This is a genomic window from Pedobacter sp. (assembly GCF_965249885.1).
Classification (GTDB): domain Bacteria; phylum Bacteroidota; class Bacteroidia; order Sphingobacteriales; family Sphingobacteriaceae; genus Pedobacter.
Window position 1 is genome coordinate 2503622 of record NZ_OZ252254.1, and the last position, 16342, is coordinate 2519963.

Sequence of the window (16342 nt, forward strand, 5' to 3'; positions counted from 1 at the left end):
GGCATAAAGATTTAAAATACCAGTAATTGCCTAGTGAGAATATCTGCGGGCAATTACTGGTAAAGCACGTAAAAATCAAATACCTGACTGCAAAAAAACCGAGTCTTAAACACTTGCCTCGATAGGCAAAGTTCCAATTAATAGATAAAAATATGATAACAGATAAAGATTTCACAGTAACCTTTTTTGACGTAAATGGCGGTGACGGCATCTGGATCAGATATAAAGGAGCAGAGAACAATTATCACAATATCCTAATAGACGGTGGCTATGTAAAAAGTTACTATGGGGCTTTTAAGAAAGTAATTGACAAAATAATCGAATTGGGGGAAGTGGTAGATCTTTGGATCATCACACATATCGACGGTGATCATATCGGTGCTATTCTTGCCTTTATAAACGATTCCACTTTAAAGGACAAAGCAGCCATTGTCCGTTCATTTTGGTTCAATCACACCAACTTTGAAGCGCCTAATCAATCATCAGCAATATCTGTAAGCCAGGGGATCAAATTGAGGGAACATCTTGCCACCCTTGGAATCGTTGAAGAAAGTTTTATTGATACGACAATCATGGAAAGGCAGTTGCACGAAGTCCTCTTCCAAGTATTAAGCCCTTTGCCGGAAAAAAGAGCTTTAGCTAATGATGAATGGTTGTTGGAGGAGGGGACTACAAAGGTTTCCCGAAAAAAAGAATCAGATCACGGAAAGACCATTGATGAACTTAAACTTAACATTTTCGCAGAGGACGATGATGTGCCCAATGGAAGTTCCATTGCTTTTATTTTAAAATATAAGTGCTTATCAGGATTGTTTCTGGCCGATTCGCACCCTTCCGACATCATTAGCTCCCTAAAATCGTTAGGTTATTCTTCCGAAAATAGATTAAAAGTAGATTTTGTAAAGGTGGCACATCATGGAAGCAAGGTCAATACTAATGATGAACTGTTAAGCATTATCGAATGTACAAATTATATATTCAGCGCAAACGGTATAAGCCATTTTCACCCTGACAAGGAAGTTCTAACCAGAATAATAACTCATGAATCAAGAAAACCTGCAACCCCGATAAATTTATCGTTTGTGGTAGACAACACCGTTCTACGAGGCCTTTTTGATGTTGATGAAAATGCAGCCATAAATCATAACTTTGAATTAAAATATCCAGAAGACGGAGATAATTATCTTCAATTAACCTATAATGCAACCCGACCTTGAACATAGCCACTGAGAACATATTAAAGCAGATTGCCGTCAGAATTAACTGTAATGGTGAAGTCGGTTCCGGCGTCCTGTATTTTCCTGAAAATAATCCTGCATTTGTTTATGTGTTCACGGCTAAGCATTGTCTTTGTGGCAAAAAGTTTGACAAAACTTTTAAGGCAACTGATATAACTATTGACAAAATCTTCAATCAGTCCACGGGAATATTTTCCGAATATCAGTGCCTTGACCGCGATGAGGTGATCCAGACGGATAACGAGGACGACATTGCGGTAATCGTTATCAAAAAAGCTGCCATATCTGGAATGATCGGCAATGCACTGGACTACAAGTTGGTAGAAAAGAATGACAATAAATACCCCGTCCACTTTAGAGGTTTCCCTCAGCTAACTAAAAATAAAACAGATCGGCCATTTGAGGCCGAGTTTGTTGAGGAAATCAAAAGCCATACCCAAAGATTTCTGCTAAATTCGTCAAATAAGCTGGACAGCTTTTATACGCCTTCTGCGCAAAATATGGCTGGTGCATCAGGTAGCGGTCTGTTTATCGTTAGAGAAAACATTCCCTATTTATTGGGCATTTTAACGGACATTGATAAGATCGATGCTTTTTTCGGGACAAAAATCTCTGTACTGAACGAATGGTTCGTCAAAAATCATCTCCCTGCACTCAGCTACGATTCTTTTCAGGAGGCAGCCCTTAAAACCAGTGTTGATGCCTATATCAAAGAAACGGTAGAAAAAATGGCGCGAGATTTTTTACCTGCCGGGCAGTTTGATAAGCCAATTGAGGAAATCGATCTTTCAACTGGTATAACTTTTCCCGAATTAAAAACATTTTCTAAACGTGATAAGGTTGTGAAAATATGTCAGGACTACCTACTATCAAAATGCTGTCTATGGATGCAGGGCGATGTTGGTATCGGAAAAACTCACCTGAGCTATTTAACAGCTTCAACATTTTCAAATCGTTTTTGGTTGGATCTTAGCGATTTTGATGCGGCTCCATCTTTTCAATATTTACTCACCACGTTGTGCAGTGCATTTGGTGCTGTAGTACCGACCGATGCAACAAAGGCAACCGACCTGATCCATCAACATTTGCCCGAAGGCGCAATAATCGTATTGAATGACCTGCCCGATCTTACAGGGCAAGCACGTATCCAAAGTGCGCTGAGTACATTTATACTAAAAGGTGTTCCCAAAGGGATAAAAATAATTGTCACCAGCAACTATTCGCCGGGTAAAACGATCCAAGAAACAGTTGACCAGGAGCTGCTCGAATACACCATACCGATGTTCGATGACGATGAGTGCAAGGAAGTGCTTTTAGCGTATGGTGCCACGGAGGACATAGATGAACTTTCAGGGGTCATTGTTGAACTCACTGATGGACATCCGTTAATCATTAACGCTGTATGCCGCTACCTCCGGGAACAGAGTTGGAAAATAGATGTTGCCACCCTTGACAGGTTATTTAAAAATGAATATGGTAAGCAGTTAGACAAAGAAACCTATGAAAAGCTGTTGGTTTCTACGGAAGACGAGCAGTCCCGACAACTGCTTTTCAGATCTAAGATCATAATAGGGAATTTTAAGGAACGCGAAATCCATGTAGTCGGCAATGTCGAACCGGCAATAGAGAACCTGAACCAAAAGATTATCCGCTTATCCGGCTTATGGCTAAAGCCTTTACAAGATGGTAATTTTCAGCTTTCTGCCCTTGTAAAAAGGCTTGGTGAAAATCTTAGCCAGACATTATCAGAGGCAATTAACAAAGCTTTGGGTGATGATATTATCAGTCAAAGTCCCTTAAGTCCCGCAACCGCATTTAAGGCGTTGCGGTACTTTGATCGCGCTAAGTCTTATAATCAGGCGGCTTTTCTCTTGATTAAAATCCTGAATTCATCACTGGACAACCCAAAACTCTATTTCAATTGGGGCTTTGCTTTATTCTGGTATTATGACGCGTTGCCTGAGTCAATGCATCCATTTGCCAAACTATACATCAGGTTCATGCAGATCAACCTGTCTTTGATGGAAAACCGTGAAACGGACTTTCTGATCAACGACCTGAATGAAATTGCCAAACACCAAGATATTGGTGATGCTGGAAAAGGAATTATCAGCCTCATGAATTTCAGGCTAAACCTTGACAAGAATCCTGTTGGCTCGATGGATAGCTACATCAATGCGATTACACAACTTTCGCCGATCATGGATGAGGCCGAAGAAACTGGAATCTCTGAGATCACAAAATTAAGGGACGTTATCTGGCTAACGTTCTACAATCTGAAGACAAAGCAAGAATACGAGGCCTGGTTTACCTCATTCGGTAAAAGCGGCATTGACCCCGCATCGATGAATATTGATCAGAATGAAGGTTATATGCTGGCGGGAATTGCTTTGCACAGGAATCTCCTGGCACCTGTTCCATTGGAAAAATGGCCAGAAGTGGAAGATACCCTACTATTAATTCTGACCCGCGCAATCGATTATAAATTATACCTGATTGCTGCATACGCTATCCGAAACCTGATACAGTTGATATTCTGTACCTCAAAAGACATCAGTAAAGTATTAAATATCATTCAGGAATATGGTTCTTTTGTTGACGATGAACCTATCTATAATTTTTTAGTCTATGACGAATTGGGAAGGCAATATAAATATGCCGGGCAAAAAGAAAACGCACTTATCGAGCTTTCTAAGGTAGCTGACGAACCCATTCCAGAGATGTTTACAGAAAAACCGGGGTTCCTTATCGCTTATTCAGAACTTGTCAGTAGCAAAAGCGAAGAACTAGCGCATCATTATATCGTGGAAGGCCTGCGGCTGGTGCTCAATAAAGAATATTACACCCCGCTTGAGCAAATGAAGTTATATGGTGAAGTAGGTTTGTCCTATTTTCTGATTGGAAAACCTTACGAAGCTATGAAGTCACTGGAAAAATCATTCGACATGCTGTTGAATGAGTATGACAATAGTGACGGTTTTAAAGTAACGATCATTAGAAACGGGCACAATATAAACTATATCTCAAAGGTAATCACGGAAGGTGTTCCGCCTGAGAGAACATCCAATGATGACTATTATGTTCCACCGACAAGGGGCTCTTTTTTCTTCAATGACGAGAAAGTTTTAAAAGGAGGGTTTTATTTTGAAGAGCGCCGGTACATCAATTGTATCATCTATCAAACGACTAATGAATTTTACGGAGATTACCAAGCCTCCAAGAAATGGGCATTAAAGTCAATTGAAATTGCACTTGCCCTTAACTCTGCTGAATATGCATCACTGCTATACCGGAATTTGTTCTATATCGTACAGGATAGGGACTATTCAAAAGCTATTGATCTATATTATCAAATCAAAGACGCGTATATTGCAAGGGAAAATGAGCCGGTGAAGGGAAATGGTGCTCTGCCGAATAGGCCGCCCGGATTGGTTGATTATACAAAGAATGATTTTTCATTTTTTGAAGAGGTGATGATCCCAATTTTTATTCAAGTTGCGCAGGATATTATAAATGGCATTATTTCGCCCGATGGTTATGAACAAATTATTTCAGAAATTTTTGACAATCCAGCGATACGCGTCACGGATACCGAAACCTTTAATTTTTTCAGAACACTTTTTGAGCGGGTACTCCTTAGTGACATATCAAGGGCTCAATTCCAGGATCTGATCAGCAGCTATAAGGGCGGAAGTTTAGATCAGGTAATGATGGTTGGCTATATTCTTTATTCCATTAAGTCAAACGCAGCTGAAGCGGCTGAAGTTCAGTTGGCGATAATTGCAAGGCTAGAGAAATTTCATGCGAAGAATTTTGCAGGGTTTTATAAATTTATGATTGTCCCATTTTTTGAAAGTTTTTGGCTCAAAAAATTCGACACCCATAAAAAGGAGTTCTCCGACAATGCGTTTTGGATCGATAAAAGCGCGCCGTCTTTTTTAAATGCAAAACCCACGGACAAACTAAGGAAAATATTCAGGACGTTAAGGCATCACCTACCATTAAAAACAACGGTCGATCATGACGATTGGATAGATAGCTAAGGTGTAAAGATTGGTAGTCTGCTATCTACTTAAATTCTTCAGGATTGTATTCCTGCCATACGAATGCCGCGTTGTTTTCTCCAAGATCAATAGCGAGGTGGGTACTATCTACTGGCTGATTAATTCCGTTGATCCTTTCGAACTTGAATATACCTACCGGTGATTCCAGCTTCAAGGAACTGTCCACAATTTCTGGCAACAACGCTACATTTTGCCCGAGGTAAGCCGACTGAACACTAGGGTAAGTTATACCTTTCAGGTTTGTATTTGCCCAGATATAATTTGCGTAGGCTGAGGTAATCTTGTATTTATAATCTTCTCCTGGGCGCACATCACTACGTGCAAACTCATTGGAGAAAAACCTTCCCTGTTCTTCATATTCTTTAGCTAACGGTAAATGCTGAAAATTTTGTAATTGATTTTCCAATGACATTCTTGCATACTTGCTTACTTTGAGTGCCTCATCACTAAATATCATCTCCATTACTTCAATATCTTCAATTACCCGCCATCGGCTTACTGTAAATAACTCGGTAATATTGTTATATTTTTCAAGTTCTTTCAGTATTGGGGATGTTTCAAAATATGCAACTATTCGGGGCTGTTTGATTTCAGGAGATTCGACTGCCCCATAGAATATGGCTTGCTTTTCTTTATTAGCCCTACCAAAACCTACATAATGTTCAATAATTTCCTTGTCGTGTATATAACTTACATCCTCTTCCTTGTAGAAAATATCCGTCAATTTTTTATGAATGCGAACACGATCAATATATGCTCCTTTGTGTATAATGGCAGTTGGTATGAATTTATCCCGCATGTCGGCAATTGCAGAATAAATGTGCTCATAGGGCACATGATTAAGCCTATCTCTCACATCTGTTAAAAAATTTAGCGTACTGTTCATCCTTGTGAATTTAGGTTAAGATCAAAAAGCCCCTTATCTATTCGGATAAAGGGCTCAATAGACCTTTTAAAGTTAACTATTTATCTGCGTTCTTTTTTTCTGTTACCTCAGTGCGGATTTCTTGGGCAAGTACTTTCAAATCCTGCATGGCCTTACGTACACGTGTACCAGCTGCACTGTTATTCTGGTTATAAAATTTTTCTACATCAGTCCCGATACCAGATACCAGTTCTTTCACTTTAGCGAATTTTTCCATGATCTTTAATTGTTTTTTATGAATGATTAATTATTTAATTCCAGTTTAAGGCGTCAAATATATAGAAATAACCTATACCGACAAGCCCTGCCTTTTTCTGCTGTTCTGGCCTTTTTCCTGCCCCTGATTTTCCGCAACAGCCTTGCTTTTACTGGTATCTTTTATTTCCAACTGGTCACGACGAACCGATGCACCTTTTTCGTCTTTAATGTTGATGGTACGCAGGCGAGGGTTGGCTTCTATAAACAACACCGCTTCCTTACCATCTTTCACCATCGTAACAGCGGTAGAGTTCCCAGCTTTTAAGGAAGCCACTAGATCAGCTTTTTCCTCAGGCTTGGCCAGTTCAGCAATCGGGAACCTGTCCAATGCCTTCTCCAAGTTATAGCCATAACGGTCATGGAACTGCTCCACCTTGTTATTGCCATAGTTGTCCTTCTGGGAAAAATCGATTTTCAGCCAAGCCAGATAGTTATCGCCATCACCGTTGACCATAGATTTCTGCACCGCCCTGCCAGCAACCAGGTTAAAGGCCTCATCCGCGCCGATGTTGTTTCCGTTCCTGATCCTGAAATCCTGGCTTTTATCGGTCGCTGCGTTCCCGGTATCAAGCGTAGCTTTATAATTATTGAAAAAATACATGTCCGAAGTATCCGACTTTCGGAATTGCAGGTCATATTTTACAACATCATTGCCGCGGGTCATTTCATGGGCGATATTTACGTCAGACTTCTGGTCCTTCACATTGATTTCCTTTTCAAGTTTATCAAGTACTGAAACAGGGAAATCCATCTTTTCGAGCTTGTTCTTCAGGAATGCTAAATTGTTTTCGTTCATATTCTTTTGATTGTTTAAATGATAATAATGTCCCGTTTCCACGATCTGGGCAGTTTTGTTTTCGTTAAGGGTCTGGATCATGGTCTTAAGGAATGGCGCCAAGGGTTCAACATACCAGTCGCCATTCACCTTGGCATGCTCATCGGCACTCCTCCGCTGGACAAAAGCATAGATCTCGTTTCCCGTGTACATATCCCTATCACGGGGATAACTGACAAATTCGTAACCATCTATCTTTACTTCCACCAAAAATTCCGCCGTGGAAACCAGGTCTTCCCTTTTGAACCTCACTTTTTCTTGGAGTTATCGCGCAGCAGTACGGGATAGCCAGCGGACAATTTCTGCTTCACCCTTTTCACCTTTTTAGAAAAAAGCCCCTTTGCAGCATCCAGACCGGCACCTGCCACCTGGGTTCCGATACTCTGGTCCATGCTAAATAGCTGCATGCTACGGATGGCATCATCCGCGCCACCATTTAATGCATTTGTAAATAGTGCCTCCGGAGCATTCAAGCCTACCATACCATCACGCTTATCGAATACGGTCAGGCTGACCGGAATGATCTGGTTGCCCAAACGGATGTTTTTGATCTCAAGGGCGATACGCTGGTTAGAAAAGTTTGCGGTACCAAATACCGAATGTCCCTTAGGGATGCACTGGCCGTTCAATATAATTGTATCCAGCAGGCGAAGTTCGATCACCGAACCTTCCACGGCCTTTACGGTTCCAGCAATTTCTGCGGGAATGGCCTTAAAAAGTGTATCTAGATTTGCTGAAAGGGGATTGATGTTTTGTCGTCTGACCAGATCGGGATTTTGGATCGCCATGATCTTATCCATCATCGAATTGAGCTGGCGCATTTCGGGATCTTCACCACTGGATGAGGCCTGCATATTTTTCATCAATGCTTCTAGTTTTGCAACATCAGCGCTCATGGCCGGTTCAGCGGGAGGACGGGTAACAACTGTACCAGAACCATAGGCCGGGCTAACAGGATTGGCGTTTACCTGGGCGTTGATCTGCGCAAGCTTGGCCTGGATGGCAAGTTCACTCGGATCAGCACCAAAACCACTACGGTTACCCGTAAACCCAGCATTTTCACCAGTAATCAAATTCTGTTTAATCAAGTCGGCAGAATCTTTCTGTGCCTGACCATAAAGCCCCATCTTATCCATGGTCTTTTCATTCCTGAATTCGGCATCGGGCAAAGCCAGATTTAAGCCTTTAACAGCCGACACCTCGGCTACCTGTGTCCCGGAACCACCGCCCAAAGCCCAAAAGGCCATCGTCATAAAGGGCAGTACCAATAATGGCAGTACGATAAGGAATTTTCGTCGCTTTAAAAAAGCGGGAGATTGTGTTGTACTCATAAGCTTATTATTTTTATTTATTAAATGGATGAAATAATTAGATAAATGCAGGTGCCACCACCAAAAAGGCAAAACAGGATCAGTATCACCAGCCACCGAAAAGTGGAGTAGGAGCTGGTACGCTGGTTGAGCCATGCGGCAATCTTTGATTGCTGCCTCAGCACACGACCCGCCAAATTCCCAGACAGCGTACTGCCGCCTGGAGCAATAATCCGCTTCCTACTCCCCAGCAGTCCCATTGCCATTAGCTTTTGGTGCATCCCTGTTTTCGAGTATCTCCCAGCCCTGGATCAAAAACCCGTGCGGATTATCATCGGTCTGGGTCTTCAAGTCCCGCACCTGTCCCCTGGTCACCAGCTTACGGATCGCGGTACTACTGGAACGAACCAACCGCTCGGTGGCATAAGTGGTAAAGGCATACGGATAAACATCAATGTTCAGCACCGTACTGTCCACTGCTATTTCCTGGGAGATACTCGCAGAGATCAGGTTGTTGTAATAACCACTTTCCACCAGATTATCATATTGCTTTTTGGCCGATAGATCAGCGAGAAACAGCGACTTGCCAACCGAAGCCTTAATCGCCTTATCGTCTGGGGTCAGGTCAAAAAAGTACTGGTGAAAGGTTTTGATGTGGTCGCGCAATTGTACAGGCAGACTAGTCTTGCGCTCGGAGGCCAATGCCTGCAAGACCTTGCCATTGTACAGAATGTAGATCTTTTCATCTTTTGCAGCAGATAACTGGCACCATTTAAAAAGACCGAAACATATGGTAAAGGTATTGGCGATGATCAGCAGGTAGCTGAACAGCTTGATGTGCCTGAATGCGGTATCTATATTTTTGAGCTGTTTAAACATAGGCTAGGGGATTAATCGTTGCTTTTTAATTTGTTCTTGAAATAGTCGTTGCCCTCGGAAGCACTGCCGCCCTTTGCACTGCGGTTTGCATTGCCCATGGCATCGGCTGCCATGCCCGCACCTCCGGAAACCATCTTGGTCGAGCTGCTGGCACCACCGACCACCAATGAATTGACCTTGGATAAAATGGAATTGCCGCCACCGGCATGTACAATGTAATTGGCAACGGTAGGTACAGAGAAGTAGCCGATAATGCCAATGATCAAAAAACAGAGGTAAGCGGTATCTGTGGAACTAAAAAAGGTGTCGCCCTGCTGATTGACCTGCGAAATATCATAACGCAGCATATTTTCCTGCACCTTTCCGATGATACTGCCAAAGATATTGGCGATGGGCAGCCACAGAAAGATATTCACATAGCGGGCGATCCATACGGTCAGGGTATGCTCAAAGCCATCGAATACCGCAAAGGCAAATACCAGTGGCCCGAGTATGGCAAGTATGACCAGGTAGAAAGTTCGGATCGTATTGATACATAAAGAAGCTGCCGCATAGACCACCTGCAAGACCTCCGACATCCACTGCTTAATGGAATTGCGGAAATTATAGGAAGCCTTTGCCATGGCAAAATCGATCCCGCCCGCAAGCCTGTCGAGCATTCCCTCTTCCTGTCGGCTGGGGTCTTCGGGATGCATGTATTTATAGTACTTGTCATAATCGCCACCGCCGTCTGCACCCACATACATCTGGTACTGATCGGTCTTTTTGATCGCATTTTCCTTCTGCTTCAGCAGCACCGCTATGGCACGGTCAGAGTTCTGTACCATCGCCGAAGTGGCCGAAACCGTGGGCTGCAAGACACCGTTCATCAGTCCGATCACCGCTGGAAACAGCAGGATCGCAAGCCCGAGCGCAAAGGGCCGTAGCAATGGATAGAAATCAACCGCTTCCGCCTGGGCGATATTCTTCCAGACACGGGCGGCAATATACGCCAGTGCCGCAAAGCCCGCCAGTCCGCGACCGACACCGATCAGCTTCGAGCAGAGCGGGATCATTTCCCGATATACCTGATCTAGAACCAAATGCATGCTCTTCATCTCGCCCGCCAGCCCCTGGGCAAAGGAAAATATGGGCGAAAAAATTAAAAGCATGGCCATTACCGCAAATAATGCGGCCTTAAAAAATCTGTTCATCATAAAAAATTAAGGTTTAGAATTGAACAATTCCTGCATGGACGATACGTCCCTTTGCTCCAGATTTCGCTGCCGCAGAATACCGATGCCCTGCGAGTTGAAATGCCGCAGAAAGGAAAGTTTTTCCTGCATATCCAAACAGATCCTATCGATGGCAGCTAGCCTCTGGTCATCGGACATCATAAGCTCTCCAGCTGTAATGACCATTAACAGCGCATCCAAATTTTGCAGGCTCTGTTTGTTCAGTTGTCCGTAAACCGAAGTCATATAATTTACCTCCGCAACCGTAAACTGCCCGCCAGACTTGAATCTGCTGAATGCTGATCTGTACTCAGACAGGATCGTTCCCTGCATCTTCACAATATCCACGACCTTGTGGTACTTTCTGACCTCAGGACTAACGGCCATCAGCCCATCCAAAAAAGTCTCGTGCAGGGAGAAATTACCCTTTGAGATATCACGAACAGCATTATAGCCCGAACTGATGATCTGATACCCAGCTTTCATATCCTTTAGTATATTCTTGAACTGCGAGAGCTTTTCCACGTTCAACAGCAATTGCTGCACTTCGGTAGATTGTGCCCTGACAGTCCCCATGCCAAAAAACAAGAGCGTCACCACCATCATCATAAACCTCAACCTACTCGATCCCATACCACCTCCTGATCTGATCTATGGACTGCTGCTCCCTCACACGGTTACGGTCGAGCAGCCTCAATTCCCCGGTAAAGTATAGCGCGAAATCATATTTGTCCTGCATGGACAGCCGCAAGGTTTCCAGCCTAGCCAGCCGCTCATCATCCTTCATTTCCAGTTTGCCAGCGGTAATGACCAAGAGCAGGTCTTCCAGATCGGCCGCACATTCGGCCAAAAGATCCGCTTTGACCAGCGCAACATATACCCAATCATCGGCATTCAGCTCCGATGCCCTCCAGCCTTTCAGCACGGAAATGATGCCCAAGCCGCCGTTGATGATCTCCGCTACCGCCGCACTGTTTTTAATGTTCGGATTAACCGAGGCGAGCGAGGCGAAGAAATTCCGGTGCAGACTGAACTCGCCATTAGAGATGTCCTTTACCGCATGGATGCCACTGCCCACGATATCATAGCCCTTTTTGGCATAGCCGATATACACCTGCAATGCCGCAATCTGCTGCAAGAGGTATTTTTTCTGCGTTTTCTTTTGGCTGAAAAACTCGCCCCAGGTCTGCGCCGAAGCTGAAAAAGCCCAGGATGATAATGCCACCAGCATTATCCATCCAAAAATCTGCCTACTCGATCCCATAAAGTTTTTTAACCATATTTAGATCGCCGGCCTCCTTGGCACGGGAAAGGCTCAACTTGATCTGCCTGTCATTGTATTGCCTAAGGTCAAAATAGTTCTGGTCGATCTTAACTGCTACCCCTTCGATGATCTCCAGGCGTTTGGCATCGTCCATCTGCACCTTGAAGGAATTGACCACCAGCAACAACTGATCTATATTTTTCAGGCTGGAATCCAGTATGCCCCGAAATACATCCTCCATGAAACCAAGCTCATCAGGGCTAAAATGTCTGTCCCTTGCAAACAGGTTTTTGGCCTGCCTGTATTCTTCCACCAGATCAGCCTGCCGGGCAGTAATGTCCCTGATCCGCTGGTAATAGGTAATGGCCGATTTAATCCTCGCCAGTTCGTCAAAATATTTCCCATACAGTTCCTTCTGGCGTTCAGTCCAGTCGGCGATCTCTGTCAGCTTCAGTTTCGATAGTGTATTTTCCAGCACCTTTTGCGCATTCTGCAACCAGATCGTCTGGTTCTGCAAGCGCTGCACTTTCAGATCAACCGCTTTGATCACCTTTTTTACACCCGCCTTGATCACCTCGACAATGGCGATCTGCGCAGTAGTCTCTTTTGTGGGCAATGACACCAATAACACCACCAGACTCAAAGGCATCACCACATAATATACTTTTGCTTTATTCAATAGTTCTTTCATCAGCTGTCCTCCAATCATTGTCCAACCATCTTGTGATATTCACGCTGCATCAGCAATAGGCTTCGGCCCTCGGGCAAAAAACTGATCTTCTTCCCATCGCTGGCAATGGTCAGCGTACCCGTCTCCGGATCAAATCGCCCGATAAAATCCTGTACCCGATGTTCCATGGGCATCAGCTTTCCATCCCTGACCCTTTGGAAACCAGACCTGCGGACCACCTGGTAATCCCCCTTGCCACCATATCGCACAATCACCAGTGTATCTTTGGAGATACTGTATTCACCAGACTGGTAGCTGGTATAGCTGCCCTCGATGTCGGGACTATTGCCGTAATTGCAGGATGCAAAAAACAGCAGAACGGCGAAGCAGCCGCACAGCAATGCTTTTATTGTTCTCATAAAAAATAATTAAATGGTTACTGAGCCTTCTTTCGGCGAAGCTCATCAGCCAGTACGGATATTCCCTTTTCCATGCTGCCGTACTTTTCAGCATAGGCCATGACCCTAAGCTTTTCGCTCTCCTCTGTCGTATAGGCCAAATATTCTTCTACCGCGAGCTGGTTGCGGTAGACACTGAGTTTCTGCCCGCCTTGATCGATAAAGACCTCCCGATAGTTTTCGCCCTTTGCATTGGCCCTATTCACCGATAATAGCAAGGTCTTGGCCTTATCCGACAGTCCCAGAGTCTGCTGCAAGCCCTCGAACTTGTTCATGAACTTGCGCATATCCAAAAGGATCTTGGTGTCCGACAGGTTGATCACCGTCTCCTTGATGATCGGCGAAGAGATCAGGTCATCCACCTCCTGGGTAATCAGTGCGGCAATCCCGTTGAACTTCCTTACCGTCTTGTACAGGTACTTGATAAAATGGCTCATCCCAGTTTTGGCAATGGCGATCCAGGCCTCATCGATCGCAAGGATCTTTCGCTGTCCCTTGAGCTTGCGCATCTTAGAAATGAACATTTCCATTATGATGATCGTTACCACCGGGAACAGTACCTCATGCGAGCGGATATTGTCCAGTTCAAAGACAATAAAGCGCTCATTCAGCAGATCCAAATTTTCCGTAGCGTTCAGCAGATAGTCGAATTCACCGCCCTTATAATAGGGGTTAAGCACATACAGCAGGTTGCCCAGATCAAAGTCCTTTTCCTTCACCTTACCATTTTCCATCACCTGCATATACTCCAGCATCAGGAAATCATAAAAGGAGTTGAAGCCTGGAAATACCTCGGGATGTGCATCAAGGTGTTCATAGTACAAAGTGATGGCACCAGAGATCGCCACATATTCCGAGCGACTGAAAGTCTCCCCATCCCGTTTCCATAGCGCCAAAAGCAAGGTCTTCAGGCTTTCCTTTTTTTCTATGTCCAGCACATCCCCAGCAGCAATGTAAAACGGGTTGAACCTGATCGGGTTTTCTTCGGTATAGTTAAAGTAATAGCCACCCACCAGATCACACAGTCCCTTGTAACTGCCACCGATGTCAATGGTCACGCAATGTGTTCCCTGATCGTAAAGGGTACGGAGCATGTGGTTCATCGCCAGCGATTTTCCGGCACCACTGCCCCCGCAGATGAAAAGGTTGCGGTTGGTTACAAGACCGCTTTTCATCGGCCGATCAAACAGGTCTACATACACTGGCCTGCCAAAGTTCCGGTCACCGAAACGGATACCCTTACCATCGGACTTGGCATTGCTTTCCATATTCAGAAAGCAGCTGGCCTGCTCCACGAAGGTATCAAAGGTATCGTTGGAAGGAAAGTCTGCCGCATTTCCCGGTATGCCCGCCCACCAGATCTGAGCTGCGCCATCGGTTTCCTGTTTGGCCACCGTATCCATCGAAGCCATCGCAGAGCTTACCCTGTTGCGGATCTCCTGTAGTTCCGACGGATCGCTTGTCCATGCCATCACATTGAAATGCGCTTTTACAGGCAAGCGCCCCGATGCCACCGCCTCATTGAGAAAATCATTCACCGCATCACGAGAAACCGCATTCTCGCGGGAGTAGGCAGACAGGGAATGCAAACGAAGTTTCCTTGCTTCCAGTTCCTTGATCGTTTTCTGCGGATCACCGATAAAGATATACTGGTTATATTGGTGGTTACAGTCAAGTAGCAGTCCCAGGTTTGCCGCAAATCCCAAACTAAATTTGGATTTGTCGGTACTATACCTATCGTAATTGATCCGGCTGCCGCATAGCGACGGGAGGTCTTCCACATCGGCCAAAGAAAAAAGCTGGCAATGGTTCTCACCGATCCTGATTCCGTCCCTTAAATGTATATCCCTTAATAGCGGTCTTCCTCCCGCAGGAATCAGCGAGCAATAGGATTCGATAATACCCACTTTGCCCAAAGTCCCAGCAAGTTCATCATCGGTCAGCTGGCGCAATGCGACCAGCCCGCTATCTGCAAGGATGCGCTCAAACGCACCGACCTTTTCCATAAAGTCCGCAAAAAGCGCAGGCGAAACAGTTTGCCTGGGTACAATGCTCTTTCTCATCAGTCCCGAGTAGCCGCTTGTTGCCGTCCTTCTGTCGGCAGGTTTTTTGGTGATCATCAGGTAACAGGTATGCTCCAGATATCCACGTCCTTCAAACGCTTTTTCTCCGGCCAACGTTAAGAAAGTTTGCGAAGCATCAATATTGGCCTTGTGACTGGTCTTTACGAAAGTATCCTGTTTATGCAGCACCGTATCTATCGGCAAAGTCCTGATCGCTTTCACCCAGGTGTGATGCGCAGCTTCATATTCAGCCGAACCCAGCGTAAAAATGTCCGCATGGTCTACCTTGAACACCACCGTCAGATCCCCCTGCATGGAAACGATACAGCCATGTTCCACCTTGTAGATCGGAAAGATCCTTGAAAAATCTATCGGTTTTGACATAGAGAAGAATTTAATTGGGTGAACAATCTGCGACTACGGGAGCATAGGCATGCTGGAATATTACGTTTCGCATTTTTCTTCAACAGGCCATGGGCACCGTAGATACGGCTCATGCGGTTTACCGTTACAAAAAGTGCCACACCCAGTCCGCCGATCAGTACAATGCACAGGTACAGATTTACCCCGCAGATATACAGCAGCGCAAACAGCAGCAGTAATGCCACCAGTCCACCGGCCAGAAAACCAATGTACTGCGCCTTTAGACCACGGAATTCGATCGCACGTCCCACGCCCTTATTGATCTGATAGACACTGCTCATATCCCGAAGAATGATTTGAGCACCGTCGCCACCACGACCAGAAAAATACAGCTACCAAACCAGGCGGTAGCCACCTTGGCCGTATCCGGTTCCCCCGCATTCCATTTGGAATAGACTTTCACAGCACCGACCAATCCCATGATCGCACCGATGGCATACATCAGGTCTGTTCCGGTATCAAAATAACCAGCCACCTTATTGGTCGCCTCGGCAATACCCTGATTTCCATCTTGTGAATAGGCAACCTGCGCCAAAAAAGCCAATAGTGCAACACCAACCGCTAGGATCTTTCCAGAGAGACCAGTCCCGGTACTGCCCGAAAGCAAGGTCTCCAGTTCCTGCACACTGATCTTCCAGTCCAGTTGATCTCTGCATTCCGTGCTGATGTATTCCAGTATCTGGGGACGCAACTTCGAACCAAAGACTTCCACATAGCATTCAGCAATCTCAACGAATGACT

Annotated in this window: 15 protein-coding genes; 2 read left to right on the top strand and 13 right to left on the bottom strand. The window is 44.9% G+C overall.

The window, feature by feature from the left end:
* Positions 1-152 precede the first annotated feature (152 nt).
* Positions 153-1217, top strand: coding sequence for a ComEC/Rec2 family competence protein (locus ACY2A0_RS10725; RefSeq protein WP_461791478.1), 1065 nt, complete (start codon positions 153-155; stop codon positions 1215-1217).
* Positions 1214-5281, top strand: a complete 4068-nt coding sequence (locus ACY2A0_RS10730) for a hypothetical protein (protein WP_461791479.1) — start codon at positions 1214-1216, stop codon at positions 5279-5281. Before ACY2A0_RS10725 ends, ACY2A0_RS10730 begins: the two co-directional genes overlap by 4 nt.
* Positions 5282-5306: 25 nt before the next feature.
* Here ACY2A0_RS10730 and ACY2A0_RS10735 read toward each other — a convergent pair whose 3' ends face one another.
* The 13 genes from ACY2A0_RS10735 to ACY2A0_RS10795 all read right to left on the bottom strand — a co-directional run bounded on the left by ACY2A0_RS10735 (position 5307) and on the right by ACY2A0_RS10795 (position 16169).
* Positions 5307-6188 carry a hypothetical protein gene (locus ACY2A0_RS10735; protein WP_461791480.1) on the bottom strand — a complete coding sequence of 294 codons (882 nt, stop codon included), beginning with the start codon at positions 6186-6188 and terminating at the stop codon, positions 5307-5309.
* Between the two features lie 76 nt (positions 6189-6264).
* Positions 6265-6444: a histone H1 gene (locus ACY2A0_RS10740; RefSeq protein WP_461791481.1), complete on the bottom strand. Its 180-nt coding sequence runs from the start codon at positions 6442-6444 to the stop codon at positions 6265-6267.
* A gap of 72 nt (positions 6445-6516) precedes the next feature.
* Positions 6517-7572 (bottom strand): hypothetical protein, encoded by a 1056-nt coding sequence (locus ACY2A0_RS10745; protein WP_461791482.1) that lies wholly within the window; start codon positions 7570-7572, stop codon positions 6517-6519.
* Positions 7569-8786 (bottom strand): conjugative transposon protein TraM, encoded by a 1218-nt coding sequence (gene traM, locus ACY2A0_RS10750; RefSeq protein WP_461791483.1) that lies wholly within the window; start codon positions 8784-8786, stop codon positions 7569-7571. Before traM ends, ACY2A0_RS10745 begins: the two co-directional genes overlap by 4 nt.
* 84 nt (positions 8787-8870) lie before the next feature.
* Positions 8871-9509, bottom strand: coding sequence for a conjugative transposon protein TraK (gene traK / locus ACY2A0_RS10755; protein WP_461791484.1), 639 nt, complete (start codon positions 9507-9509; stop codon positions 8871-8873).
* A gap of 11 nt (positions 9510-9520) precedes the next feature.
* Positions 9521-10702: a conjugative transposon protein TraJ gene (gene traJ / locus ACY2A0_RS10760; RefSeq protein WP_461791751.1), complete on the bottom strand. Its 1182-nt coding sequence runs from the start codon at positions 10700-10702 to the stop codon at positions 9521-9523.
* 9 nt (positions 10703-10711) lie between these two features.
* The gene (locus ACY2A0_RS10765) at positions 10712-11332 is read right to left on the bottom strand and encodes a TerB family tellurite resistance protein (protein WP_461791485.1); all 621 of its coding nucleotides are present in this window, start codon (positions 11330-11332) and stop codon (positions 10712-10714) included.
* 10 nt (positions 11333-11342) lie between these two features.
* On the bottom strand, positions 11343-11987 hold the full coding sequence (locus ACY2A0_RS10770; RefSeq protein WP_461791486.1) for a hypothetical protein: 645 nt from the start codon (positions 11985-11987) through the stop codon (positions 11343-11345).
* Positions 11974-12696 (bottom strand): conjugal transfer protein TraI, encoded by a 723-nt coding sequence (locus ACY2A0_RS10775; protein ID WP_461791487.1) that lies wholly within the window; start codon positions 12694-12696, stop codon positions 11974-11976. The genes ACY2A0_RS10770 and ACY2A0_RS10775 overlap by 14 nt, the downstream gene beginning before the upstream one ends.
* Entirely contained in the window at positions 12693-13076 is a 384-nt protein-coding gene (locus ACY2A0_RS10780) for a hypothetical protein (RefSeq protein ID WP_461791488.1), read from the bottom strand. Before ACY2A0_RS10780 ends, ACY2A0_RS10775 begins: the two co-directional genes overlap by 4 nt.
* Before the next feature lie 17 nt (positions 13077-13093).
* A complete protein-coding gene (locus tag ACY2A0_RS10785; protein ID WP_461791489.1) occupies positions 13094-15562 on the bottom strand; it encodes a TraG family conjugative transposon ATPase in 2469 nt (822 codons plus the stop codon).
* On the bottom strand, positions 15547-15882 hold the full coding sequence (locus ACY2A0_RS10790) for a DUF4133 domain-containing protein (RefSeq protein ID WP_461791490.1): 336 nt from the start codon (positions 15880-15882) through the stop codon (positions 15547-15549). The genes ACY2A0_RS10785 and ACY2A0_RS10790 overlap by 16 nt, the downstream gene beginning before the upstream one ends.
* Positions 15879-16169, bottom strand: coding sequence for a DUF4134 domain-containing protein (locus tag ACY2A0_RS10795; RefSeq protein WP_461791752.1), 291 nt, complete (start codon positions 16167-16169; stop codon positions 15879-15881). The genes ACY2A0_RS10790 and ACY2A0_RS10795 overlap by 4 nt, the downstream gene beginning before the upstream one ends.
* Between the last annotated feature and the right edge of the window lie 173 nt (positions 16170-16342).

Excerpts from the sequence above, each read along its gene's own strand:
- ACY2A0_RS10725 (WP_461791478.1), top strand. The coding sequence starts at position 153 with ATGATAACAGATAAAGATTTCACAGTAACCTTTTTTGACGTAAATGGC.
- ACY2A0_RS10735 (WP_461791480.1), bottom strand. The coding sequence starts at position 6,188 with ATGAACAGTACGCTAAATTTTTTAACAGATGTGAGAGATAGGCTTAAT.
- ACY2A0_RS10740 (WP_461791481.1), bottom strand. The coding sequence starts at position 6,444 with ATGGAAAAATTCGCTAAAGTGAAAGAACTGGTATCTGGTATCGGGACT.
- traM (WP_461791483.1), bottom strand. The coding sequence starts at position 8,786 with ATGGCTCAACCAGCGTACCAGCTCCTACTCCACTTTTCGGTGGCTGGT.
- traK (WP_461791484.1), bottom strand. The coding sequence starts at position 9,509 with ATGTTTAAACAGCTCAAAAATATAGATACCGCATTCAGGCACATCAAG.
- traJ (WP_461791751.1), bottom strand. The coding sequence starts at position 10,702 with ATGAACAGATTTTTTAAGGCCGCATTATTTGCGGTAATGGCCATGCTT.
- ACY2A0_RS10765 (WP_461791485.1), bottom strand. The coding sequence starts at position 11,332 with ATGATGATGGTGGTGACGCTCTTGTTTTTTGGCATGGGGACTGTCAGG.
- ACY2A0_RS10770 (WP_461791486.1), bottom strand. The coding sequence starts at position 11,987 with ATGGGATCGAGTAGGCAGATTTTTGGATGGATAATGCTGGTGGCATTA.
- ACY2A0_RS10775 (WP_461791487.1), bottom strand. The coding sequence starts at position 12,696 with ATGATTGGAGGACAGCTGATGAAAGAACTATTGAATAAAGCAAAAGTA.
- ACY2A0_RS10780 (WP_461791488.1), bottom strand. The coding sequence starts at position 13,076 with ATGAGAACAATAAAAGCATTGCTGTGCGGCTGCTTCGCCGTTCTGCTG.
- ACY2A0_RS10785 (WP_461791489.1), bottom strand. The coding sequence starts at position 15,562 with ATGTCAAAACCGATAGATTTTTCAAGGATCTTTCCGATCTACAAGGTG.
- ACY2A0_RS10790 (WP_461791490.1), bottom strand. The coding sequence starts at position 15,882 with ATGAGCAGTGTCTATCAGATCAATAAGGGCGTGGGACGTGCGATCGAA.